Raw genomic sequence first — 905 nt, 5'->3', positions numbered from 1 at the left:
AACGTGTTTGTATATGGTTTGTTGCGTGGTTTAAGCACTAAAGCTAGCAAATAAAAACGGAATAGAAAATCCGTAAGGATTTTCGTAATTAGGCTTGAACTAGCAATAAATTATATACGGTGTTGGCAATAGTTACTCTCCTTTTTTTACTCTTTCCCACTCGGTTTTTAAAGTTTTCTTAGTGAAGTCTAAAACTTTTGTTTCATAGGTTCCAATTTCACTATATTCAATTTCTTCAGTAACTACTTTCAATAGAGCATTATTCAATTTATTTAAAGCTTTTATAAATTCAGAATCTTTCTTAGGGTTGAGCATTAGTTCAACCTTAGTAATTAAAGACTTAAGATTTCTTAGTTCCTCATAACTCAATGTCTTTTTGAGAGCACTAACATTTATTAAAGCGGTTATATCACATATTAAAGCTCTAAGTTCGTTAATCCAATTCTGACGATTATTCGAAAGAACATTTTGTCTAAATTCTAATTCAGCGTTTTTGTCAGCTGATTTTATTTGTAATTCAAGAATTTCTTTTGATGATTTTATTTGCTCTTCAACTGTGTTTTTTGCTTGTTTAAGCTGTTCAGATAATTGATTTTCAGAAAGTTTTCTTTGTTTTTTTCCAGTATAAATTGTTCCGAATAATGCAAATAAACCGACAGTCAAAGCAATAATGGATGGAAATAGAAATTCCCATAATTTTTGTTCATTTCCTGATTTTATTGATATTTCTCCCGAATGTTTTAAGTAATTTGTATTGTTTGAAATCGAATCTATTTTATACTCTAAGGATTCAATTTTATTGTACAGCTTTTTTACTTCTAATGAGTCTTGAGCAAACGTCAAACCATTAAATAGCAAAATTATAATTAAGTATAAATATCGTTTCTTCATAATTATTGCCAACG

Annotated in this window: 1 protein-coding gene; it reads right to left on the bottom strand. The window is 28.5% G+C overall.

Annotation, left to right across the window (positions count from 1 at the left end; genetic code table 11):
- Positions 1 to 132: 132 nt before the first annotated feature.
- Positions 133 to 905: hypothetical protein (locus FUA26_RS05400; RefSeq protein ID WP_222611752.1), on the bottom strand; the 773-nt coding region annotated here is incomplete at its 5' end.

It is taken from the genome of Seonamhaeicola algicola, from assembly GCF_007997385.1.
GTDB classification, from domain to species: Bacteria; Bacteroidota; Bacteroidia; order Flavobacteriales; family Flavobacteriaceae; genus Seonamhaeicola; species Seonamhaeicola algicola.
The sequence above is the reverse complement of the archived record's forward strand: the minus strand, read 5'-3'. Positions and strand labels throughout refer to the sequence as shown.